Here is a 23,001-nt window from a genome sequence, read left to right as displayed (position 1 = left end):
TGCTTAAACGGTTTGCAAAGCGACAGCAGGGCCGAAGAATTCAAAGTGGATCTGTTCTTCTGCCATGCCGAGGCTGCGCAGTTCCCGGATCATCTGTTCCATGAAAGGCACAGGGCCGCATACGTAAACGTCGCCGGTCACATCGACCATTTCTTTCAATACTTCGCGGGTGATATAGCCGTCTGGCTGGTCGGAGTACAAGGTCTTGTAAGCTGCATTTTCCATAGAATTCGCATATTTTTGGATATCTTGGTCGAAGGCATGCAGGGATTCGTTGCGCGCAGCGTGCAAGAAAGCGGTTGGGCGCTCAGGAGTGAGCGTTGCCACAGTTTCGAACATGCTCATCATCGGCGTGATGCCGACACCGCCGCTGACAAAGGCAACCGGCGATTTCTTGCCGGCATCCAGAACGAATTCGCCTGCTGGTGCGCTGACTTCAATGGTGTCGGCGATGTTTACTTCTTCATGAAGGTAAACAGAGACACGGCCGTTCGGGTCATTGTCGGCTTCCCGTTTCACGGAAATGCGGAACTCATCCGGTTGTGCTGCCTGCGATAAGCTGTATTGGCGGTTGAACAAGTATTTCTCGCCAGGAATCGAAAGGCGTACAGAAATGTATTGGCCAGGCTGGTAAGTTGGAACGTTCGATCCGTCCGCTGGTTTTAAATAAAACGAAGTGATGTTTTCGCTTTCTTTTACTTTGCGGGCAACCACAAAGTCTTTGAAGAATTTCCAGCCGTTTTCCTGGGCTTCGGCTTCTTCGTACATTTTGTGTTCAACGCCGATGAAGGCATCTGCAATTACGCCGTAGGCTTCAGCCCAGGCATTGATGATGTCGTCTGTTGCGGCATCGCCCAATACTTCTTTGATGGCTTTCAGCAAATATTCGCCGACGATTGGGTAATGTTCCGGCTTTACGCCTAAGCTTACGTGTTTATTGGCAATCTGCACGACAGCCGGCAGAATGGCTTCAAGATTGTCGATATGGACGGCTGCCGCATAGACGGTATTGGCAAGCGCCGCTTGCTGGCGGCCTTTTTTCTGGTTTGCATGATTAAAAATATTTAAAAGTTCAGGATGCGCTTCAAACATATTCTTGTAAAAAACAGTAGTGATCGCTGTTCCGTGTTCTGCTAAAACCGGTACTGTTGATTTAATAATGGATCTTGTTTGTTGTGATAACATTGTCAATCGCTCCTTTTGTTTTCTATAGCTTTACTATATTCCTAAAAAAAAATTAAAGATATATTTAAAATACATCTTTAAAATTTAGACACATTTTGAATTCACAGAAAAGCCACAATAAAGGAGTTGTCCCAAAAGTAATTTGGGACAACTCCTTTGCGACGAAGCTAGCGTAGCGATGCAACGGTTTTTCATGTCTCGAAGCTAGCGCAGCGATGCAGAGACAGGAGCAATAGTACTCCCAACGCTTTATTAGAAGCAGGGGGCTGTCCAATAAGTCTGATATTCGACTTATTGGACAGCCCCTCGTAAACAAACAGTTTATTTATTGGCTCTTCAGTTCTTCCAAATCCATAGCTGGTCCGAAGAATTCGTAATGGATCCGGCTGTCATCCATGCCGATATTGCGCAGTTCTCGAATCATGTTGACCATGAACGGCACCGGTCCGCAAACATAGGCATCTCCGGCGGGATCTACATGTTCTTCTAGCATCGCCCGGGTAATAAAGCCGTTTTCCTCGTCGGAATAGACGGTGCTGTAGGAAGCGTTCTCCATCCGGTTGACAAAACTTTTAATGTCTTCATCAAACGCATGCTGGTTTCGGTTCCGTGCCCCGTGAAGAAAGACCGTCGGGCGTTCCGGCGTCGAAGTGGCAACGGTTTCGAACATGCTCATCATCGGTGTGATGCCGACGCCTCCGCTGATAAAAGCGACCGGTGTCGATTTAGAAGCATCGAGGACAAACACGCCGGCTGGTGCACTGACTTCTAGCCGGTCGTCTTCGTTTACTTGTTTATGAAGGTAAATCGAAACGATTCCGTTCGGGTCATTGTCGGCTTCCCGTTTAATGGAAATGCGGAATTCATCCGGCTTGGATGCCTGGGATAAGCTGTACTGCCGGATCATCGTATATTTTTCTCCAGGGATGGACACGCGCACCGAAATGTATTGGCCCGGTATATAGGTCGGCACATTGGAGCCGTCAGCTGGTTTTAAATAAAACGAAGTGATGACGTCGCTTTCTTTTACTTTGCGCGCTACAACAAAGTCCTTGAAATAATTCCAGCCGTTCTCTTGTTCCGCTGTGGTTTGGTACATGCTCCTCTCGACGCTGATAAAGGCATCGGCAATCACGCCGTAGGCATCAGACCAGGCTTGAATAATCTCATCGGTTGCCGCATCTCCGAGCACTTCTTTCATTGCAATCAGCAAGTGGGCACCGACAATCGGATAATGTTCCGGCTTAACGCCCAGGCTGACGTGTTTATGGGCAATTTGAATAACGGCAGGCATGATTTCCTCTAAATTGTCGATGTGGACAGCTGCTGCATAAACGGTTTTGGCCAACGCCGTCTGCTGGCGTCCCTGCGCCTGGTTTGCGTGGTTGAAAATGTTCAGCAATTCGGGATGCTCATCAAACATTCTGCTGTAAAATCGGGTGGTAATGGCAACGCCGTGATCTTCAAGGACTGGGGCAGTGGATTTGATAATCATTCGAGTTTCAGGTGATAACATAATCGATTCGCTCCTTTTCGATTTTGCTTGCACGCAAATCAAGTCTGTTTTCAACAAGTCTCAATTTCTTTTCTGGAGACTGCTTAGCCGCTATAATGAATAGGCAGGGAAGGTGAAAAAATGAGACTGACAATGTACACCGACTACTCATTGCGCGTATTGATTTACCTGGCTTCAACAGAAGAAGATAAACTCTCGACCATCCAGGAAATTTCTGATGCTTACAATATATCGAAAAACCATTTAATGAAAGTCACTTTCGAACTTGGCAAAGCCGGCTTTATCCACACCGTCAGAGGACGGGGAGGCGGCATCCGTTTGGCAGACCTTCCAGAGAACATCAACATCGGTACAGTCGTTCGGCGCATGGAAGACGATTTCCATCTGGTTGAATGTTTTGACATGGAACATAATCGCTGTCCAATTGCACCAGTCTGCGGACTGCGCGGTGTACTCGGAAAAGCGCTGCATGCTTATCTGGCAGTACTGGACGAATACACGCTGGAAGATTTGCTTTTCAATAAAGAAGGCCTCCGCGCAATTCTGCAACCTTAAAAAACGGCTCAAATAAATGAGCCGTTTTTTTATTTTATAATTGGAGCGTCTGCGGCTCTTTGCCTTTTTTGTTGATCAGGCGAGCACGATCCGGTTTGATGGCTAAAATGACAAGATTCGGATCATCCGGTCCTGAGAACCACCCTTCCAAATGTTCGTTCCATACTTTATCAATCATGCTTTGGTCATCGTGAACGCCCATCGTGCCTTCAATTTCAAGGAACGCATCTCCGACACCTTGGCCTTCATAGCCTAACAGGATATGGGCGTGCGGGTTGGCTTCAAGCTCGTCGACTTTTTGTGTTTGTTTGTTGGTTGCGGTGTATAAAGTGAATTCATCATTGAAAAACGTCATGTAACGGGAATGCGGCTTATCACCTTTCACCGTTGATAAAATACCAACATGGCTTTCTTCTAAAATTTTTAAAGCATTCTGCTTCAATTCTTCCTGATTCATCCTCTTCACTCCTTTAGTAGTTTGCTGCTCCTTATCTATATTCCTGTTTAAAATCTTGCTAAACATTAGAAGCTGTAAATCACCGAGAGATCGGAGTAACTGCCAAAGCAAAACAAAAAGGCCTGCTGGGAAGCAGGCCTTTAAACGGGTTCTACAATTTTCGGGTTTCGGCTGAATATGCTTGGCAGCACCATGCCGAATAATATAACGAAGATGCCGACCACTTGAAGGATCGTCAAAGTTTCATTCAAGACCAGGACCGAGGCGATAACGGCTACCGGCAATTCCATCGCACTTAAAATGGAAGCGAGGCCGGAGCCGACATGCGGGACGGCAATCGAGAAGAAACAGATGGGCATGATAATGCCGAAAAATCCGAGCAACAAGCCGTATACCCACAGGCCTTCGTTAAAGAGCTGGCCGTTCCAGACGATTTCCGGTGTCTGGAAAATCGAGATCACAATAGCGGCTGCAAAAGAAACAAAAAACAAACGGGTCGTGGTATCCATGCCTTCGACTTTTATGCCGTTGACAAACATAAAGGCAGAAAAACAGAATGCCGCTCCGATGCCCCAAGCCCATCCTTGCCAAGGGATGCTGCTGAGATCTGCGTCAATCACTCCCGCGGCAAGTATTGTGCCGCCGAACAGTAATACCAGTGAAACGGCTTCAGTGCGTTTCAGCCAGCGGCGGTGCACGATGCAATCCAGGAACATGCCGATCCACGTAAATTGGAAGAGCAGGACGACTGCGAGGGAAGCCGGCAAATAGACAAGGGATTGTCCATAGACCATGCCGGTTGCAGCGGTGAATGCACCGGACAACGCCAATACTTTCCAGCCGTGCAGGCGAGGGATTCTTCGCTTCGTAAAGAGCAGCAGCACGACTGCAAGGGCAAAGCCGACAAAATATTGGCTTGTTACCGCTTCAGCGGCAGTAAATCCGTTGGCCATGGCCACTTTGATAATTGTTGAAAGGATGCCGTAACAGCTTGCTGCTACCACAACCATAAGAGGGTAAATCCAATTTTTCATTCGTAAGGTCACTCCTGTTCATTCAAGAATCATAACACAGAAAAACCGCATGGTGGGCACCATGCGGTTCTTCAGAAAAGTAGGTTAATTCTGAGCATTAATCCGGGAAGAGTTTGTCGCTTCCGGAACTGTCTTTTGTGGAACGTTTATTCTCCTCGTCATCCATATTTTCTTTTAAATCCTCTAATGGGATGGCGTCGACTGTCTCTTCTTCTTTAAACATTTCATGCATTGTTTCTTTATCTGTTTTGACCTGTTCCGGATTGTCTCTGGATGGCGTATCTCTTGTTTCACGGTTTTCTTCATTAAAAGGTTTTTTGTCTGTCATGAGAAGCACCTCTTTCTAAATTGTCATTAGTTTTGTATTCCTCAAATGGCGGCACCTCAAACATGAAGCGTCTGCTCGCCTATACGCTTTAGATAGCAAGGGAGGATATGATAAAATAAAAGATGAGAACGAGAGGGGTTATCGCATGGAAACAAAACCGGAAATAAATGTTGGCGGTCTGCAATTTGCATGGGATCTGGAAGAAGGCCGGTTTCTATTCGAAGGCCAGGATTCTGTACTATTTTGGACCGCAAGTGCAATGAAATTATTTTTTGATACGATAGAGGAAATTTCAGGAGAAGATGCAGCGGGCGTCGTGCTGGAGACTACCGGATTCCGCCAAGGTTTACTGGTCGGCGAATACTTTACCGGGATGAAAAACGTCAGCATTTCTGAAGCTGCGCACTTGATTACCAATACATATGCTTCTGCAGGATGGGGGAAAGCGAGCATTCACGAGTTGGATGAATCTGCTGGGACTCTCCGGGTGGATTTAAAGAACAGTTGGGAACACAAGATTAACGTAGCACAAGGGAAAAAAGAGGGGGGGAGATACTTGGCTGCCCATTATGCCGGCATCTTCACCTTGCTGTTCGGGCGCAATATTTGGTACCGCGTTTTGCACCATCAAATTGAAGGCCATCTGGAAACCGTCATTGAGTATTTCCCTTCCGAAAAAAATATTGAAGAAAACATTCACCGGCTTGCCCGCTTGAAAGAAGCCGAGCAAATTAGCCAATTGGAACGGCTGGTCGATGAAAAAACGGCAGAACTCAATGAACTGATCAAGGAAATTTCTTCGCCGATCATACCGGTGCTTGAAGACATTGTAGTTGTTCCATTGCTCGGAACGTATGATGAAGCGCGGGCAGAAGAGCTTTTGGTCAAAACTTTGCAAAACCTTCCGAAGTACAAAGCGAGATACTTGGTGCTCGATTTAACCGGCTTGAACAACAATTTCACGCTTCATGCGGCAGCATTGATTGATAAATTGGGATCGACGGCGTCGTTGATCGGGACCGATACGATCTTGGTCGGCATTGCACCAAAAATGAGCATGGTGATTACCGAATCCGGCTTGAACCTTTCCAAATTCAATTGCTTCCAAACCCTGCAGCACGGGATTCACTACGCGCTGGCACAAAATGGCCGCAGCATTATCTGAACAAAAAAATAAGCGCCCGCAGGCGCTTATTTTTGTTCCATCGATTTCACGATTTCCACGATGACTTGTGTGGCTTTTTCCATGTTTTGCACCGAAATGAATTCATACTGGCCATGGTAGTTTTCGCCGCCAGTGAAAATGTTCGGTGTCGGCAAGCCCATATACGACAATTGCGAACCGTCTGTACCGCCGCGGACCGGCACGATATTCGGCTCGATTCCGAGCGCTTTCATCGCGGCCTCGGCTGCGTCAACGATTTCCATGACCGGTTCGATTTTTTCACGCATATTGTAGTACTGATCTTCAAGTTCCAGTTTTACGGCTTCAGTGCCATACTGCTCCTGCAGCTTCGCGGCTGTTTTTTGCATATGGCTTTTTTTCGCTTCAAAAGCGTCTTTGTCAAAATCACGGATGATATAAGACAATACCGCTTTTTCCACGTTGCCGCTAAAGCTATTTAGATGAATGAATCCTTCATAGCCTTCCGTCAATTCCGGCAATTCGTTTTTCGGCATTTCTTCCTGGAAACGGATGGCGACGGTCTGGGCATTGACCATTTTGTTTTTAGCAGAACCCGGATGGACGCTTTTCCCTTGGACCGTCAATTTGGCGGCAGCGGCGTTGAAGCTTTCGTACTGCAGTTCGCCAAGCGGCCCGCCGTCCATTGTATAAGCGTAGTCAGCAGCAAAACGGCCGACGTCGAATTTATGCGGTCCGCGGCCGATTTCTTCGTCCGGCGTAAACGCTACGCGGATTTTGCCGTGTTTGATCTCCGGATGCTGGATCAAATATTCCATTGCTGTCATGATTTCTGCGACGCCCGCTTTATTGTCAGCGCCAAGCAAAGTCGTGCCGTCGGTCGTAATAAGTGTGTGGCCGCCGTAATTTTTCAAATCTGGAAAGTCGGCAACCGCCATTGTGACGTTTGGACTCAATTGAATATCGTTGCCGTCGTAGTTTTCGATGCGCTGCGGATTGACATTTTTCCCGGTAAAGTCTGTCGCTGTATCCACATGGGCCAAGAAGCCAACGACCGGCAGTTCTTTATCGGTATTGGCAGGCAAAGTTCCGAACAGGTAACCGAATTCATCCATGCCGACATCTTCCAGTCCGATATCGGTCATTTCCTTTTCCAGTACATTCAGTAAATCCCACTGGCCTGGTGTTGACGGTGTTTCTGTGCTTTCAAAATCAGATTGTGTATCGATTTTTGCATAACGAACCAAGCGTTCAATTAAAGCTTCAAACATGTACAGTTCCCCCTAAGATATGTATTCTCTTTATTTTAGCATGAAAAAAGAGAATTTTGGAAATACGCTCGATTGTAAGATGGATATGCACAGTAAAGGTTAAAATACACTTCTGCACAAGAAAAGGCAGCGAACTTCGCTGCCTTTTCTTTATTTTTTGCTATTTTTTTCAATTAAAGATTGTGCATGTGCCCGTTTTACTTCTTCAAGAAGCACAGCATCCGTCAGCAGGCGATAACCTGTATTCGCAAGCGCTTTTGCGCCGCGGATCAATGCGTCATTGCCGGCTTCGGACTTGGCTGCTTCACGGAATTCAGCCGTGTGGGCAATCAAGTCGTCCGGGCCGATCTTGATGTACGGATGAGCCGTCGGCACTTCGTAGCTGATATTGCCGGCATCCGTTGAACCGAGTCCTTTCGAGCGGGACGCAGCGACTTCTTCGCCGACCGCCAGCAGTTCTTCGCGTACAATTGCATCCAGCGCATCGGTCAACACCAGATCTTTCACTTCGTTCTGGAACCGCTCAATTTTCACGGTTGCTCCAGTGGCAAGAGCAGCTCCCTCAGCAATGGCACGGATTTTCCGTGCGGTGTCCTCGGTCTTCTTCCAGGAATCGGCACGGATGTAAAAGCGGGCCGAAGCGTATTCCGGGATGATGTTCGGCGCATCGCCGCCGTGTGTGATGATGCCGTGTACACGGGCATCAGACGGCAACTGCTGGCGCAGGGCATTGATGCCGTTGAACAATTGAAGCACGGCGTCGAGTGCGTTGATGCCTTCTTCCGGAGAAGCTGCCGCATGCGCCGGTTTGCCGTAAAAATGAAAATCAAGCGGGTCGACCGCAAGGGAAGGGCCGGTGATGGCCGATTTCCCGGATGGGTGGATCATCAATGCAGCATCAATTCCCTGGAGCAGCCCGTGCTTCACGAAACTGCCTTTGGCGCTGCCGTTCGGTCCGCCTTCTTCAGCCGGCGTCCCGAGCACTACGACACGCCCGCCAGTGGAAGCAAAAGTTTCCGAAAGGGCAATCGCCGCTGCGACGCTTGTCGTGCCGATAATGTTGTGGCCGCAAGCGTGTCCGAGGCCCGGCAAGGCATCGTATTCAGCGAGGTAAGCAATGGTCGGACCGGGCAGTGCGCTTTCTTTGCTGGCAAAAAACGAAGTGTCGTGTCCGGCAACACCCGTTTCAACAGTAAAACCGGCATCTTCCAGCAATTCCACCAAAGTAGCACTGGCAAAAACTTCTTCATTGCCGATTTCCGGTCTGGCATGGATGGCCTGGCTTGTGGCGATATACTCTTCGCGTTTCGAGTCGATGGACTGGGAAATGGTTAGGGCTGCTTCTTGGATAGCTGTCATTGATGTTCCTCCTCAAGGTTTATTGGTAATCCACTAGTTCTTTTACAGGGACGAATGTCGGAATTTGAGCGCCTTTTGTATGTTCTTTGATAAATTCAGCAGTATCGTCCTGCTGATACAGTTCAACGATCTTCAAGAAATCCGGATCGTCAGCATTTTCTTTGCTGGCCGCAATCAAGTTGATGTAAGGAGCGGCAGTTTCGCTTTCACGGGCAATCGGATCTTCCGATGGATTCAATCCGGCATCGACGGCAACACCGTTATTGATGATCGAAGCAGCAACATCCGCCATGGCACGAGGCGTCTGGCCGGAAATCATCGGCACCAGTTCGATATTTTTCGGGTTTTCGATAATGTCGTCCGCAGTGCCAGTCAATCCGGCATCATCCGATAACTTGATCAAACCGGCTTCCTGCAGGAGCAATAAGCCGCGGCCCATGTTTGTCGCTTCGTTCGGCAGCGCAATTTGAGCACCGTCCGGCAGTTCATCGACCGTCTTGTATTTTTCAGAGTAAAGGCCCATTGGAGCAATAACAGTAGAACCGATCGGGACGATATCCAATTTATGTTCAGCAACAAATTCATCGAAATAAGAAATGGTCTGGAATGCATTTAAATCCAATTCGCCTTCGGCAAGCGCCATGTTCGGTGCGACATAGTCAGAGAACGTAACGATTTCGATGTCGATCCCTTCTTTTGCAGCTTTTTCGCCTACATAATCCCAAATCGTTGTATCAGAGCCGCTGATGCCAAGTGTGACTTTTCGGTTGCCGTCGGCGCCTTCTTCATCGCCGCCTCCGCATGCTGCCAAAAGCAAAACCAGTGCGGCTAATAGTAAAAGGGAAGTAATTTTCTTCATGTTGTGTTTCCTCCAATGTTTGTTTTAGTTGTTTTAGAATTTAATGATGTTGTTTTTAACTGCGGCGTACGCGTTTTGACAACACGTTTCCGAGCGACTGCACGCCTTGGACGAGAATCACCAGGATAGCGACGGTGATGACCATGACTAAGGTATCAAAGCGCTGGTAACCGTAGGTGATGGCCAAGTCTCCGAGGCCGCCGCCTCCGATGGCTCCGGCCATAGCGGATGCACCAATCAAGCCGACAATCGCAATCGTCAATGCCAGGACCAGTGAACTCAAGGCTTCCGGAATCAAAAAGCGGAAGATGATTTGCCCAGGGGTGGCACCCATTGCCTGCGCTGCTTCGATAACGCCTTTATCCACTTCAAGCAAGGAGTTTTCGATTAAGCGTGCGATATACGGCCCTGCATAAAAGACCAGTGGGACGATGGCGGCTGCTGTGCCGATTGACGTGCCGACAATCAGGCGGGTCAACGGAATGATGGCGACCATCAAAATGATGAATGGCACGGAGCGGAAAATATTAATGATGATGTTCAAAACTTTCGAAACCGGCTCGTTTGCCAACAAATGCCCTTTGCGGGTGACGACCAGCAGTATTCCGAGCGGGAATCCGATGATCAAAGAAAAAAGAAACGAAGCACCTGTCATATAAACGGTTTCCCAAAGGGCTTCTAAAATTTGTTCGTTATCAACTAGCATAGTTCTTAACCTCCTCAACTTTGACCGTGTCGCTTCGAATCGCTTTCAACGCCTGCTCAATTTCAGCCGGCGTTCCGGAAAACTCGACGATCAAATTGCCATATGGGGCGCCTTGGAGTTCGGTGATGTTGCCGAACAGCACGTTCAGATCGAGATTGAACTCCCGCGATACCCGCGACATCAACGGCTGACCGACAGAAGGACCTGTAAACTGGACGCGGTAGATCGTATGGCTGCGGTTCGGGTCCTGAATTTGGTTCAGAAGCGATTCAGGCAGGTCGTCGTTCATGACAGAACGGACAAAGCGCTGGGTTGTCGGCTGCTGCGGATTGGTGAATACTTCGAATACGCTGCCTTGTTCGATCACTTTGCCGGCTTCGAGAACCGCGACTTTATCGCAGATTTCCCGGATTACGCCCATCTCGTGGGTAATCAGCAAAATGGTGATATTGTATTCCCGGTTGATGCGGCGAAGCAATTCCAGGATGGACTGCGTTGTTTGCGGATCTAGCGCGGATGTCGCTTCGTCGCACAGCAGAACCGAAGGGTTGGTAGCAAGCGCACGGGCAATGCCGATCCGCTGCTTCTGTCCGCCGGAAAGCTGATCAGGGTATTTCTCAGCTTGGTCTGCAAGCCCCACAAAATCAAGCAAGTCTTTTACTTGTTCCTTGATTTTGTTTTTCGGTGTGTTTGCCAGGATAAGCGGCATGGCGACGTTGTGGTACACCGTTTTTGAATTCAACAGATTGAAATGCTGGAAAATCATGCCGATGTCTTTCCGGGTTTCCCGGATTTCTCTGCTGGATAGGGTGGAGATGTCTTTGCCGTGGATCAAAACCCGGCCGCTTGTCGGCCGTTCCAATAAGTTGACCGTCCGGATCAAGGAACTTTTGCCGGCGCCGCTAAAGCCGATGACACCATATATTTCACCTGTTTCAACGGTCAAGTCAATGCCGTTCAACGCGTGGATTTCCTGCTTGCCCGACTGGTAGGTTTTTGCGACCTTTTCAAATTGAATCATTTGGTATGCCTCCTCTTGCTGTCTAAACCTTTACTGTACACTTCCACTTTCTTTCAAAATGAACGAAAAAAAGCCCTCTTTTTTCTTATCCACAAGAAAAAAGAAGGCTTCAGAATGAAACCATCTCGTTCTCATCTTCCAGATGCAAAAAAAGCATCTGCAGGAATTAGCACAGTGTTCGCATATAGCGAACCCGCTGCCGAAACGTCATAGGGCCTGTCCCTCGGTTTCTCTGGATAAGAAAGTGATGTACGTTATTCGATTTGTAATGTTTACTTTATTGTGAAATAACGAATAAGTCAAGGGCATCTCTAAAAAACTTTATTCAAGCAGAGAAAAGAAGCAAAAAGACCTATGTGAAGCCGTTGTGTTAGGCGGACCCTGCTGGTTTCTTTCGAAATACCGCAGATACTTTTGTTTCCGTGCCATCTTTGATGCGAATAATGTTTTCAAGATGTTTCCAAACGGCCATAGCAAATAAGGCAACAGCAGTGGCAAGGGGCCAGATGCCTTCAGCCGGCCAGTAGGCGATGGCAAAAAACATGCCATACAAAACCAGCACGCCAATCACCAAATAATTGGTGACTAGTGCCGCCAGCACCAGCAGCAATCCGCCGGCAAGCCCAAGTTTCCAGTCGAGCGCAAGCATGACGCCTATGACAGAAGCGGTTCCTTTGCCGCCGTCAAAGTTCATATAAAATGGGAAGTTGTGGCCGAAAATCACACCGGCTCCTACCAGGAACAAGAGCATCCAAACCGTGTCATCGGATAAAGAAAAGCTGTTCAGCAAAAGGCGGAATCCGACGACGGCGAGAGCTCCTTTCAGGATGTCCCAAAAAGCGACCAGTGCGCCGTATTTCCAGCCAAGGACGATTGCCGCATTGGACGCTCCAGAATTTTTGACGCCTTCTTTTTTGACATTGACGCCGGATAAGAGCTGGGCAAGGGAAGAACCATGAAGGCAGCCGATCAAATAACCTGAAAAAAGTGCAAATGCAATCCATAAAATCATATTTTCTCACCTCTATATAGTAAACGGCTGAAAGAAGTAATGGTTTCATAATTTTTAGAAAAGATAGACTTGACAAATTATTTTATTCTTTTTATACTACTCAACATGATGGAAAACTAAATCTGAATACTCTTATCAAGAGAGGCGGAGGGAATAGGCCCTATGATGCCCGGCAACCAACAAGCGATGCTTGGAAAGGTGCTAAATCCTACAGATCCGGCAAGACGGGATCTGGCAGATGAGAGGAGGCAATCCGTATACAACGGCCCTCTTCTTAATTGAAGGGGGCTTTTTTCTATTCCTCCTCAACCGCGGTTTCCATCAAAAAAACCTTAGGAGGAAAACAAAATGACAAACTTTAAACCAGAAACGCTTTTATTGCACGGCGGACAACAACCGGATCCAGTGACTGGAGCGAGAGGGGTAGCCATCCATAAAACCACTTCTTATGTGTTTAAAAATACGGAGCATGCCCAAAACTTATTTGGATTGAAAGAACAAGGAAATATTTATTCGCGCATCATGAACCCGACCGTGGACGTCTTTGAACAGCGTGTGGCGCTTCTTGAAGGCGGGACTGCTGCAGTCGCCCTTGCATCGGGAATGGCGGCCATTGCTTTCTCCATTCTGAACGTAGCGGAAGCGGGAGACGAAATTGTGGCGGACGGCAATCTGTACGGCGGTACCTACAGCCTTTTTGCCAACACATTGCCGCGCTATGGCATCACGGTTAAATTTGTAGACGGAACAACAAACCCGGAAAACTTCCGGGCAGCCATTACGGATAAAACAAAAGCGATTTTCGGTGAAATTATCGGAAACCCAAGCTTGAACGTTTTTGATGTAGAAGCGGTAGCCGACATCGCCCATGAAAATCAGATTCCTTTATTGATTGACAATACATTTGCCTCGCCTTACGGCAGCAATCCGATCGCGTTCGGCGCAGACGTTGTCATCCATTCCGCGACAAAATGGATCGGCGGGCACGGCACAACCATTGGCGGCGTTGTCGTGGACGGCGGCAAGTTCAATTGGAATAATTCAAGATTCCCGAACTACACAGAGCCGGATGAAAGCTACCACGGCATCCGCTATGGCATCGACGTGGAAGGCGCCTCGTTCGCAACCAAGCTGCGCGTGCAGCTGCTTCGCGATTTCGGGCCGTCATTAAGTGCGGAAAGTGCCCATGCGTTCCTGCAGGGACTGGAAACTTTGCATTTGCGCATCCCGCGCCATAACAGCAATGCGCGCTTGATTGCGGAATATTTGAAAGACCATCCGCAAGTGGAGTGGGTAAACTATATCGGTTTTGAAGACCACCCGTCTCACCAGTTGGCGCAGAAATATTTGAGAGACGGCTACGGTTCAATCGTCAACTTCGGCGTGAAAGGCGGACGCGAAGCGGGGCGCAAAGTCATTGACAGTGTCGGTTTATGGTCGCATGTAGCGAATGTCGGCGATGCCAAATCATTGATCATCCACCCGGCTTCGACCACGCATCAGCAATTGAAAAAAGAAGAACTGGAATTGTCAGGCGTTACCGAAGAATTGATCCGCTTGTCAGTAGGGCTTGAAAATCCGGAAGATTTGATTGCCGATCTTGAACAAGCCATCCAGGCAGCAGTTTTGGAAAACGTGTAAGGAGGGAACGGACATGACGACTGTATCCATAGGATCACTGACCTTAGAATCTACGGAAGTCTTGCATGATGTGAAACTTGCCTATGAACGCTGCGGAAAAGAAGGGGCTCCGGCCATCCTCGTCTGCCATGCGCTGACAGGCGATCAGTTCGCTGTAGGCACTGCTGAAAATCCAGGTTGGTGGTCGGGGCTGATCGGGCCTGGCAAAGCTGTGGATACAGACGTTTTTCAAGTCATTACCTTTAACGTGCTCGGCGGCTGCCATGGTTCAACGGGACCAACGTCGATAAACCCGGAAACCGGAGAACCTTACCGGGCCTCATTTCCGCTGCTTACGATACGCGACATGGTGCGTGCGGAATATGCCGCTTTGAAAGAACTTGGCATCTCTCATCTGACAGCGGTTCTTGGTGGTTCGCTCGGCGGGATGAAAGCGCTGGAGTGGGGGCATTTGTATCCGGATTTTGTAGATGGCATTTTGCCGCTTGCAGTGACGCCCGCCTATAGCGATTACGGAGTAGCATTCAACTGGATCGGCATTCAATCCATAGAAACTGATGCACTTTTTGAGGGCGGGAATTATGTGGATTCTGCAGATCTAAAAGGGTTTGAACTGGCGCGGATGGCTGCGATGGTCACTTACCGGAGCGGCAATTTGTTCGACCAGCGCTTCCGGCGCAGCACCAAAGAAGGACAGTTTCAGGTAGAATCATATTTGGACTACCAGGGGCAAAAACTGGCGAAACGCTTTGATGCCAACAGTTACCTGACTTTGTTGAAAGCGATGAATACCCATGACGTGTCACGGGAGAAAATCGATGTGGAAATCTTTACTCTATCCTTTACGTATGATTTGCTGTACCCGAGCGAGCAGATGATTCCGTGGTTAAAGAGCATGGCAAACGCTTCGTGGGAAATCATCGAAACCCAGTTCGGACATGACGGATTTCTGGTCGAGTTCGAAAAATGGGGAGAGTATATCCAAAAGAAATTGAATAGCCTGGTCGTTCCTGAACTCATGCGATAAGCATGGGTTTTTCTTTTGTGCAATGGATTTCACTTAACTTATTGAAAGCGAAAGTTTTTGGTATGCAACAAACCCTGAGTTCGAGCGTCTGTAAAGTAGAATATTCGAAATTCGGGAGGGGGTTGTTTTATGGTTAAAAAGCTATTTTGGTTAGGCAGCGCAGCCACGCTGGCTCTCAGCTTAGCCGCGTGCAGCGAAGCGAGCAGCAACGAGGATGTGCCAAAAAGCCATACAGAAGAACATTCAACTGAAACAGTGGAAGAAACAGCAGCAGCAGAGCCGGAACAGGAGAAGGCGGAAGAGAGTGAAAGTGGAGTGGAAGAACCGGTAGTCGATGACGAGCAAAAAGGAATGGCAATAGACACTTTAAAAGAAATTGTAAAAAACGCCGAAACCGGTATTGTCTACCGATTCTCTGATGGGTTTCAAGTCGGGAAAGCAACGCGCGATGAAGTGTATGCCGCAATAGGCGAACCGGAGGAGCAAGTGGATGAATTCGATTTTTATCACGGTTCGATGGGAAATGCTTCTTATCAAATTGCCTATGACAAAAACAATGTCATGGAAGAAGCACGCTATTTCGGCACCAACGTGGAGCGCCAAACGAATCTTGGCGGCATTACAAAGAAAGATTTGCTTGAGCATGTTGGAGAGCCGGCGGAAGAACGAAAAATTCCAGCTACCGGTGAAACAAATCTTGTCTATCATGCAGGAGATTACGAATTGCAGTTTGTCCTGGCGAAAAATGGCACGACAGATCATGTTAATCTTTTGAAAAAACAGTAGAGAGAAAAACGACACGGCCGGTAAATTTCCACGGCCGTGTTGTTTTATGTTTTTTTAGTCTTCATCTTGGATATCCACATCATCCGGGATCGGAGTCGCACGCCATTCTTCAAGGGCCTGTTTGGCTAATTCAAGCTGCTGGAAATGCGTTTCAAACTGTGAGGTGTTGACCAAGTACTGCTCTCCGTCATGGACTGCGCGAATGCGGCCTTCAAGCACATAACTCAAGATTTGTTCTTCAGGCATCGACAGAAAAGCGGCAGTTTCCGGGATTGTCATATACATGTGATCATCTCCTCTCTTTTCTTCCATTATAATTGATGAAGACAGGTATCTCAAAGCATTCATTTCATGATAAAGTGAAACTCAATTAATGGGGATTTTCTTCATCCCCATTGATTGTTAGTTGGACCAATCGGACTTTTACGATCAGTGGATCTCCCGCTCGGAAAAAGCGGGAGTCTTACTGCCCGTTAAAGCGGGATAAAGTTACTGCCATAATACGAAAAAAAGAGGTGTTGGATATGAATTACTGGCCATATATATGGGTATTGCTTGGGGCAATGCTGTGGGGGACGACGGGAACTGCACAAAGTTTTATCGATGGAACGGCCCATCCTCTGACAATCGGTGCGCTGCGTTTGAGTATAGGAGGCTTTACGCTTTTGGCGTTTGTGCTATGGACAAAAAAATTGAAGCTTCGCTCAATCCCATGGAAAGCTGTCTTGTTATCAGCAGCCACAATGGCACTGTTTCAGCCCTTATTTTTTTCATCAGTCCAGTTGACCGGGATTGCGATCGGAACGGTTGTTGCCATCGGCAGTGCACCGGTTTTTTCAGGCATTTTGGAATGGGCGGTGCTAAAAAGAAAACCCGACCGCATTTGGAGCATGGCGACCGGCTTAGCGATTATCGGCTGTTTGCTGCTGTTTGCGGATAAGGATGCACCTGCTGTTGACCCGGCAGGCATTTTGCTCGCACTGGGTGCCGGGTTGTCATTCGCAACTTACGCCGGTGTCAGCAAGAAAGTGTTGGAACGTATGGACGCTGTTCCGGCAGTTGCGGTCATTTTCTCGTTAAGTGCACTGTATTTAATGCCGTTCTTATTCTTTTTTGATTTGTCATACATAGCAGCACCGGAAAATTTAGGTGTCATTTTATATCTGGGATTAGGAGCGACCAGTCTTTCCTATATTCTATTCTCCAGCGGCTTAAAGCTTATACCATCTTCTTCTGCGGTGACCTTGTCGCTTGCTGAGCCAATGACAGCCGCTCTGCTCGGCGTATTCATTGTCGGGGAAGTGCTGACGGGAATTGCCTGGGTCGGCGTTTTGCTGCTGCTTGGCGGGATTTTGGTTTTGACGTTCGGCAGAAAAAAGGCTGATTCAAAACGCAAAGCTCTTTCTATAGAATAGCTAAAGGTTTCTTAAGAATTTCTTCAGATTTATCCTAAGCTGTACTTAAGAATTTTCTTTTACAATAGACTTCATAGAGGAAAGAGGTGCAGATGATGGTGCATACAGTACTGGTCACGGACGACGATCAAGATATCCGGGACGGCATTGAAATATATTTGAAAAATGAAGGCTACCATGTATTGAAAGCGGCAAACGGCTTGGAAGCGATCCAATTGCTTGAAGAAAATGAGGTGCATGTCATGATTCTCGATATCATGATGCCGAAAATGGACGGGATTTCAGCGACTTTTAAAATCAGGGAACAGCGCAATATCCCAATTATTATGCTAAGTGCAAAAGCGGAGGATTCCGATAAAATCCATGGCTTGTCAGTAGGGGCGGATGATTATGTCACAAAACCGTTCCATCCGATGGAACTGGTAGCCCGGGTAAAATCCCAACTCAGACGTTACGTGACGCTCGGGAATTACGAGGATAAAGCCCAGCGCATTGAAATAGATGGGCTTATATTGGATACGAATGCGAAAGATGTAACGCTTCATGGCGAAACGATCAAGCTGACGCCGATAGAATTTAAAATAACGGAATTGCTCATGGCCAATGCCGGACGTGTGTTTTCAATCCATGAGATTTACGAACGTGTCTGGAACGAGCCGGCTTACAACGCTGAAAATATCGTTGCAGTACATATTCGCAAAATCCGCGAAAAAATCGAAGCAGATCCGAAAAATCCGAGATACGTAAAGGTGGTGTGGGGCATTGGCTACAAAATGGAAAAATGATGTATGGTCGATTGTAGCGGTTATTTGTGCCTTGTTCAGCTTGCTTTACTGTTTTTCGTTTATCGTAGAATTTTTTTTCGTGTCGCCATTTGAAGGATTGCTGGCTTCTCTTCGCAATTTATCTAAAGGAGAGGTTTGATCAATGAAGAAATGGCTTTGGTTATTAACTGCATCCATGGTTTTGATTGGCATTTTCAGTGTTATGGAACTGGGGCAGAAATACTTGGGGAAATCCTATACAGACACGGCGGATTTCGAGAATGATTTCGCATCTTTTACAGACCGCCTGATTGCCTTGGAATTGGATCCGTTATCGTCCGAGGAGACGGTACCGGTCACTTCAGAAGAAATTGAGGAATACCGCAATCGCTATGGATCGCTTGCCGAACAAATCCTCAGTATCCAAAATCAATACACAACCGATATTGAAGACGCGGCTTTAGCAGACAATAAAAGCTTGGAAGAAGCATTGATTCAAGAGCGGGATAAGAAAATCAAAGAAATCCGCAATAATTTTTCAGAAAACGAAACAGTCATCAAAAAAATAGAGGAAGAGCACAAGGCTGAGATTGAGCGGATAATCCGCGAACAAAGAAGTGAACGAACCGCTTTCCTCGAAGACTCGCAACACTACGTATACGAATTGACAAATTCCGAAACCGGAGAAACGTTTACGAAAGGAGACTTTTCTGGAAAACCATATTTTGAAAAGGCTTATTCAGGCAGCAACCCTTTAAGTGCCGAATCTGCTCTCTACACGACAGATTTCGGCACTGAAATTAAATCAGATGCCAACTTTGTTGGAACGATTCAAATTGACCGGTCATTGCTGGCGGCATCGAGCCATGGGAAAAGTTTTATGCATTTTACAACCGTTAAGAGCATACTTTATGGATTAACTGCTTTAGCAATTGCAGGAGGAGTTCTCTTATGGACACATCTGCGGTTTGATCTGAACTGGTTCACCCGAATGCACCTTTACAAGAAATGGATCGGCTTAACAATGGATGTCCGCTTTTTACTGGTGTTTTTATCATCGTTTTTCGGACTGTATGCAGTGACGAAGCTTTTCCGGTCGTTGATGGCTATCGGATTTTCTGATCCTATTGGGTTTGGATTGGACTTCGGGTGGAAACTGTTTGTCGCACTTGGATTAATCGGCATATCTCTTTTGCAGATTATCTGGTTGTTTGCTTATTATAGAAAAGTAGAATTGCTGAAATTTGAGTTCCAGCAAAGCCTTGTCCTCCGGAATATACGGAATGCAAAAGAAGCCTTCCTGGATAAATCGATTGGAGTCCAGAGTTTAATGCTGCTTGTTATCGTCTTTTTATGGGGAGCTGGAACCGTAATGGCGCTCGTCTATCCGCCTTTATTTTTGGTATGGATACCGTCAACTTTACTGATCGGCATCCCGGTCCTGCTCATGATGATGAAGCGTTTCGGTTATTTAAATGTGCTGATGATGCAAACAGAAGCGATTGCCAATGGACAACTGAACCAAGAGCTTCCGGTACGCGGCAAATCGCCTTTGGCCCAGCATGCCAAACAGCTGAACCAGTTGAAAGAAGGCGTGCGCTTGTCGATGTCGGAGCAGGCGAAAAGCGAGCGGCTGAAAACGGAATTGATCACCAATGTCAGCCATGATCTGCGAACGCCTCTGACTTCAATCATCACCTATACCGATTTAATGAAAACGCCTCATTTATCGGACGAAGAACGCATATCCTATGCAGAAATCCTGGACCGCAAATCGCAGCGTCTGAAAACATTGATTGAAGACTTGTTTGAAGTTTCCAAGATGGCAAGCGGCAATATGGAACTTCACTGCACCCGCATTGACCTAAACCAATTGCTTCAGCAGGCGATTGCCGAACATGCAGAAGACATTGAACTTTCCGGTCTCGATTTTCGCATTTCCCAACCCAATAAACCGGTCTATGCACAAGTGGATGGCCAAAAATGGTGGCGGGTGCTCGATAATTTGATTTTGAATGCCATTAAATATGCGCTGCCTGGCACACGGGTTTATTTATCGCTTGAGGAAGCGGAAGGACAAGCAGAATTTACGATAAAAAACATCACGCGCTATGAGCTTGGCGAAAACACCGATGAATTGTTTGAGCGTTTTAAACGGGGAGATGAATCGCGGCAAACGGATGGCTCCGGGCTTGGGCTTGCCATTGCCCAATCGATTGCCGAACTTCACGGAGGCGCTATGAAAATTGAAGTGGACGGGGACTTGTTTAAAGTGAAAGTTTCAATTCATACTGTATAAATAAAAACAGCGATTCCGGTTTTATGGAATCGCTGTTTTATATTTAATGAAAAAGAAGTATAGCTTTTTAGCTTTTTATTTCATGTCCAGACTCCAGCGCCTAGCCCCTCGAGACGCTTCAGGCTGGCCTGCGATGGCAGAAAGCGCCATCACTGGCCAGCCTTCCAGCGCTTGTCGGGGCTAAACAAGGCGCTTGCGCTTTTCTTATTGCGGAGGAGAGACCAGTTTGTGCTGGAAGGCGTAAATGACGGCTTGGGTGCGGTCATGGACTTCCAATTTTGAAAGCAGATTACTGACATGGGTTTTGACGGTTTTCAATGCGATAAAGAGTTCATCCGCTATTTCCTGATTGGTATAGCCATTCGCCAACAGCAGCAGGATTTCCATTTCGCGCTCGGTCAGATCTTCATGCAGCACATGGTCATGGCGCATTTGCTTCATCATTTTGCTCATCACTTCAGGTTCGAGCACCGGGGTGCCGTTCATCGTTTCACGGATGGAATCGGCAATGCGGGATGCTTTCGACGTTTTCAGTATGTAGCTGACGGCACCTGCCTTCAGCGCCGGGTAGACTTTGTCGTCATCCAAAAAGCTGGTGACAATCATGATTTTTGCTTCCGGCCATTGGCGGATGATGGCTTCGGTGGCTTCTGCCCCGTTCATGACCGGCATGACCATATCCATCAAAATAACATCGGGGCGGAGATCGAGCGCCATGTGGACCGCTTCTTCACCGTTCACCGCTTCACCGACCACTTCCATATCGCTTTGCGACTGCAGATACGCCGAAACGCCAATGCGCACCATTTCGTGGTCATCAACCAATAAGATTCGAATCATTGAGAAACCTTCCTTTCGATAGGGACTTTTACTTCCACAATGGTGCCTTCGGAAGGCACAGAAACAATTTTGCTGGTAGCACCGATTTCAATGGCTCTTTCTTCTATATGCTTCAGCCCGTAGGAAGTCGATTTCGACTGTTCACTTTCAAAACCGACTCCGTTGTCCTGGATGCGTAAAATGGCAAAGTCGTCGCGTTCAATGAATAAAATGTGGACTTCGGTCGCTTTGGAGTGGCGCAGCGTATTCGACAGGGTTTCCTGGGCGATGCGGAATAGATGGTCTTCCGCGCCTTTTGGCAGCGGCACTTCTTCGAGTTTGTGCTCAATGGTGAAATACACTTTTTCTTTCAGTTCGGATACGAGTTCAAACAAGCCTTGGCGCAGGCTCTTGTCATGAAGCGCAGCCGGTCGCAGATGCAGGAGCAGGGCGCGCATTTCAAGCTGGGCCTGCTGCACCATTTTTTCGGTCTGCAGCAGGCCGGGAGATGCCCCTTCCTGCTCAGTCATCGAAGACAGCAGCATTGAAGCGGCAAACAATTGCTGGGAAACCGAATCGTGCAGTTCGCGCGCGAGCCGCTGGCGCTCCATAATCAACCGTTCCTGAATGATCTGGTCCTGGGTTTCTGCCCGTTCGTTGGAAATGCGTGCTAAGCTTTTGCGCTGGGATTCCAGCAGTTTCTGCAATTTTAGAATCGATAAGGACAACTGATTCGGCAAAGTTTTCATTTGGGCGGCTTGGATGACGGTTTGGTCTTCGTTGCGGAGCAGTGCCTGAAAAATGTCATCGAGCTCCTGTACCTTTGAACGCGACAAAGATTCCGACCACCAGGCGATTCCGGACGACAAGGCAAGCATCAGCACGAGGATCCAGATGCCAAAAGGAAGGCCGGCGACAAAATCTTCCCATAGCACCGACCATGTGCGTTCAGTCGGAAGCCCCAATAATACAATCAAGATACCAAATATGATGAGAGCGAATAAGCCGACGAAGAATAAGCTGCGCGGAAGGATTTGTCTCATCTGCGAATCACCTCGACATCGCCCATCCAAGTTGAAAGGGAAACAATCAGCTCGGTTTTACTGTAGCCATCTGGGCTGTAGCCGTCTTCTGCATGGATGGTGCCGTTCCAGATGCGCTTCTTTTCACCGGTGAAAAATTGAGCATCGCCTAAAATCGTCGTGTAGTAAATGCGTACGGGAATTTCATAGGGCACGACAATTCTAATTTTGCCAAACCCTTGGCGGATAGAGATCAAGGAAGTTTTTTTCGGGAGTACGGTTTGCGTTACATCCACCAGCAAATCGCCGACAAACCCTTGGACGTGGATGTCTTTCCATTCATAGGATTCAATAGGGGTGCTTTGGGCAGACAAGATTTTGTTCTGAATGAGGCCTTTATCGACGGTGCCTTGAATCGGCACGCGCTGCTCCCATTCCTCGCCTTTCCACAAGCGCACCAGCAGATAGACCGCTATGACAAAAATCATTAAGCGCAGGCTCCACATCGACAGCACCGAGATGCCAATCAGGATTAAGCCTGTCCACATATAGGTTTTTCGCGTTTTGGCACTTTTGTTCATTGCGTAATAAATGAGTCCGATACCAAGAAGAACCAAAAATACGCTGCCATTTCCGAAAAATGCAGCTTCCACGAATATGAGAAGTAAAGCGCTCAATAGGAAAAACGCTTGTTTGTTAGTTGTGAACTGTTGCATCGCAGTTTTGCCTCCTTCTTTGTAGCGGAAAAGCGAGAAGAAGGAATCCTTCTTCTCACTCTAGT

23 protein-coding genes and 2 riboswitches are annotated in these 23,001 nt (G+C 47.6%); of the genes, 8 read left to right on the top strand and 15 right to left on the bottom strand.

The genetic code is table 11. The features are described 5' to 3' along the window. Positions 1 to 3 precede the first annotated feature (3 nt). A complete protein-coding gene (gene hmpA, locus QWY22_RS16275) occupies positions 4 to 1,185 on the bottom strand; it encodes an NO-inducible flavohemoprotein (RefSeq protein ID WP_300981872.1) in 1,182 nt (393 codons plus the stop codon). A gap of 325 nt (positions 1,186 to 1,510) precedes the next feature. Continuing rightward, positions 1,511 to 2,704: an NO-inducible flavohemoprotein gene (gene hmpA / locus QWY22_RS16270; RefSeq protein ID WP_367281313.1), complete on the bottom strand. Its 1,194-nt coding sequence runs from the start codon at positions 2,702 to 2,704 to the stop codon at positions 1,511 to 1,513. 117 nt (positions 2,705 to 2,821) lie between these two features. On the opposite strand from hmpA (QWY22_RS16270), the gene QWY22_RS16265 reads away from it, so the two are divergent. Then, the gene (locus QWY22_RS16265) at positions 2,822 to 3,256 is read left to right on the top strand and encodes an RrF2 family transcriptional regulator (RefSeq protein WP_300981870.1); all 435 of its coding nucleotides are present in this window, start codon (positions 2,822 to 2,824) and stop codon (positions 3,254 to 3,256) included. A gap of 34 nt (positions 3,257 to 3,290) precedes the next feature. On the opposite strand, the gene QWY22_RS16260 is transcribed toward QWY22_RS16265, so the two are convergent. From QWY22_RS16260 to QWY22_RS16250, 3 genes are all read right to left on the bottom strand, one after another. Continuing rightward, positions 3,291 to 3,713 (bottom strand): pyridoxamine 5'-phosphate oxidase family protein, encoded by a 423-nt coding sequence (locus QWY22_RS16260; RefSeq protein WP_036805609.1) that lies wholly within the window; start codon positions 3,711 to 3,713, stop codon positions 3,291 to 3,293. Between the two features lie 140 nt (positions 3,714 to 3,853). Further along, positions 3,854 to 4,747, bottom strand: coding sequence for an EamA family transporter (locus tag QWY22_RS16255; RefSeq protein WP_300981869.1), 894 nt, complete (start codon positions 4,745 to 4,747; stop codon positions 3,854 to 3,856). A gap of 97 nt (positions 4,748 to 4,844) precedes the next feature. Further along, complete coding sequence (locus QWY22_RS16250) at positions 4,845 to 5,075, bottom strand: YczO family protein (RefSeq protein ID WP_036805620.1); 231 nt, start codon at positions 5,073 to 5,075, stop codon at positions 4,845 to 4,847. A 145-nt stretch (positions 5,076 to 5,220) separates the two neighbouring features. On the opposite strand from QWY22_RS16250, the gene QWY22_RS16245 reads away from it, so the two are divergent. Then, positions 5,221 to 6,240, top strand: a complete 1,020-nt coding sequence (locus QWY22_RS16245) for an STAS domain-containing protein (protein WP_300981868.1) — start codon at positions 5,221 to 5,223, stop codon at positions 6,238 to 6,240. A 26-nt stretch (positions 6,241 to 6,266) separates the two neighbouring features. Here QWY22_RS16245 and pepT read toward each other — a convergent pair whose 3' ends face one another. The 6 genes from pepT to QWY22_RS16215 form a co-directional block, all read right to left on the bottom strand. Continuing rightward, entirely contained in the window at positions 6,267 to 7,490 is a 1,224-nt protein-coding gene (gene pepT / locus QWY22_RS16240; RefSeq protein WP_300981867.1) for a peptidase T, read from the bottom strand. Between the two features lie 150 nt (positions 7,491 to 7,640). Next, entirely contained in the window at positions 7,641 to 8,849 is a 1,209-nt protein-coding gene (locus QWY22_RS16235) for a M20 family metallopeptidase (RefSeq protein WP_300981865.1), read from the bottom strand. Between the two features lie 19 nt (positions 8,850 to 8,868). Further along, positions 8,869 to 9,708 carry a MetQ/NlpA family ABC transporter substrate-binding protein gene (locus QWY22_RS16230; RefSeq protein WP_300981864.1) on the bottom strand — a complete coding sequence of 280 codons (840 nt, stop codon included), beginning with the start codon at positions 9,706 to 9,708 and terminating at the stop codon, positions 8,869 to 8,871. 55 nt (positions 9,709 to 9,763) lie between these two features. Beyond that, a complete protein-coding gene (locus tag QWY22_RS16225; RefSeq protein WP_036805632.1) occupies positions 9,764 to 10,414 on the bottom strand; it encodes a methionine ABC transporter permease in 651 nt (216 codons plus the stop codon). Then, positions 10,404 to 11,435: a methionine ABC transporter ATP-binding protein gene (locus QWY22_RS16220; RefSeq protein ID WP_300981863.1), complete on the bottom strand. Its 1,032-nt coding sequence runs from the start codon at positions 11,433 to 11,435 to the stop codon at positions 10,404 to 10,406. Before QWY22_RS16220 ends, QWY22_RS16225 begins: the two co-directional genes overlap by 11 nt. Before the next feature lie 128 nt (positions 11,436 to 11,563). Beyond that, positions 11,564 to 11,678: riboswitch (SAM riboswitch) on the bottom strand. Positions 11,679 to 11,805: 127 nt separating this feature from the next. Further along, positions 11,806 to 12,447 (bottom strand): glycerol-3-phosphate acyltransferase, encoded by a 642-nt coding sequence (locus QWY22_RS16215; RefSeq protein WP_300981861.1) that lies wholly within the window; start codon positions 12,445 to 12,447, stop codon positions 11,806 to 11,808. Between the two features lie 129 nt (positions 12,448 to 12,576). Further along, a riboswitch (SAM riboswitch) is annotated at positions 12,577 to 12,692 on the top strand. A 103-nt stretch (positions 12,693 to 12,795) separates the two neighbouring features. Here QWY22_RS16215 and QWY22_RS16210 point away from each other — a divergent pair. The 3 genes from QWY22_RS16210 (at position 12,796) to QWY22_RS16200 (ending at position 15,901) form a co-directional block, all read left to right on the top strand. Further along, complete coding sequence (locus QWY22_RS16210) at positions 12,796 to 14,088, top strand: O-acetylhomoserine aminocarboxypropyltransferase/cysteine synthase family protein (RefSeq protein WP_300981860.1); 1,293 nt, start codon at positions 12,796 to 12,798, stop codon at positions 14,086 to 14,088. A gap of 13 nt (positions 14,089 to 14,101) precedes the next feature. Then, positions 14,102 to 15,115 carry a homoserine O-acetyltransferase MetX gene (gene metX, locus QWY22_RS16205; RefSeq protein ID WP_300981859.1) on the top strand — a complete coding sequence of 338 codons (1,014 nt, stop codon included), beginning with the start codon at positions 14,102 to 14,104 and terminating at the stop codon, positions 15,113 to 15,115. Between the two features lie 129 nt (positions 15,116 to 15,244). Next, positions 15,245 to 15,901, top strand: a complete 657-nt coding sequence (locus tag QWY22_RS16200) for a YjgB family protein (protein ID WP_300981858.1) — start codon at positions 15,245 to 15,247, stop codon at positions 15,899 to 15,901. Positions 15,902 to 15,955: 54 nt separating this feature from the next. Here QWY22_RS16200 and QWY22_RS16195 read toward each other — a convergent pair whose 3' ends face one another. Next, complete coding sequence (locus tag QWY22_RS16195; protein ID WP_036805687.1) at positions 15,956 to 16,186, bottom strand: helix-turn-helix domain-containing protein; 231 nt, start codon at positions 16,184 to 16,186, stop codon at positions 15,956 to 15,958. Positions 16,187 to 16,425: 239 nt separating this feature from the next. Between QWY22_RS16195 and QWY22_RS16190 the strand changes: the two genes are divergently transcribed. The 3 genes from QWY22_RS16190 (at position 16,426) to QWY22_RS16180 (ending at position 20,379) form a co-directional block, all read left to right on the top strand. Further along, on the top strand, positions 16,426 to 17,316 hold the full coding sequence (locus tag QWY22_RS16190) for a DMT family transporter (RefSeq protein WP_300981857.1): 891 nt from the start codon (positions 16,426 to 16,428) through the stop codon (positions 17,314 to 17,316). Between the two features lie 92 nt (positions 17,317 to 17,408). Continuing rightward, positions 17,409 to 18,101 carry a response regulator transcription factor gene (locus QWY22_RS16185; protein ID WP_300981856.1) on the top strand — a complete coding sequence of 231 codons (693 nt, stop codon included), beginning with the start codon at positions 17,409 to 17,411 and terminating at the stop codon, positions 18,099 to 18,101. Between the two features lie 142 nt (positions 18,102 to 18,243). Beyond that, positions 18,244 to 20,379, top strand: a complete 2,136-nt coding sequence (locus QWY22_RS16180) for a histidine kinase dimerization/phospho-acceptor domain-containing protein (RefSeq protein ID WP_300981855.1) — start codon at positions 18,244 to 18,246, stop codon at positions 20,377 to 20,379. A 204-nt stretch (positions 20,380 to 20,583) separates the two neighbouring features. Here QWY22_RS16180 and QWY22_RS16175 read toward each other — a convergent pair whose 3' ends face one another. Genes QWY22_RS16175 through liaF form a run of 3 tightly spaced genes read right to left on the bottom strand, consistent with a single transcriptional unit; the run spans position 20,584 to position 22,936 of the window. Beyond that, the gene (locus tag QWY22_RS16175; RefSeq protein WP_300981854.1) at positions 20,584 to 21,219 is read right to left on the bottom strand and encodes a response regulator transcription factor; all 636 of its coding nucleotides are present in this window, start codon (positions 21,217 to 21,219) and stop codon (positions 20,584 to 20,586) included. After that, entirely contained in the window at positions 21,216 to 22,241 is a 1,026-nt protein-coding gene (locus QWY22_RS16170) for a sensor histidine kinase (protein WP_300981853.1), read from the bottom strand. Before QWY22_RS16170 ends, QWY22_RS16175 begins: the two co-directional genes overlap by 4 nt. Beyond that, entirely contained in the window at positions 22,238 to 22,936 is a 699-nt protein-coding gene (liaF, locus tag QWY22_RS16165; protein WP_300981852.1) for a cell wall-active antibiotics response protein LiaF, read from the bottom strand. Before liaF ends, QWY22_RS16170 begins: the two co-directional genes overlap by 4 nt. Positions 22,937 to 23,001 lie beyond the last annotated feature (65 nt).

Source organism: Planococcus liqunii (assembly GCF_030413595.1).
GTDB classification, from domain to species: Bacteria; Bacillota; Bacilli; order Bacillales_A; family Planococcaceae; genus Planococcus; species Planococcus liqunii.
The sequence above is the reverse complement of the archived record's forward strand: the minus strand, read 5'-3'. Positions and strand labels throughout refer to the sequence as shown.